At 66.8% G+C, this 205-nt stretch carries 1 protein-coding gene; it reads left to right on the forward strand.

All coding sequences use genetic code 11. From position 1 onward, the window contains the following. Positions 1 to 205: acyl carrier protein (locus C3488_RS39890; protein ID WP_146068051.1), on the forward strand; the 205-nt coding region annotated here is incomplete at both ends.

The following is a 205-nucleotide window of genomic DNA, read 5'->3' on the forward strand; positions in this document are numbered from 1 at the left end:
TGGGCACCGAACACGTGCCCATCGACAGCCACTTCTTCGACGACCTCGGCGCCGACTCGATGACGATGGCCCGCTTCTGCGCCCGGGTACGCAAACAGAACGACCTGCCGCCGGTCTCGATGCCGGACGTCTACAAGCACCCGACCGTCCGAAGCCTTGCAGCCGCCCTCGCCAACGACGTCCTGGCCGCTGATCCGGCCGACAA

Origin of the sequence: Streptomyces sp. Ru72 (genome assembly GCF_002920635.1) — a bacterium.
Lineage (GTDB): Bacteria > Actinomycetota > Actinomycetes > Streptomycetales > Streptomycetaceae > Streptomyces.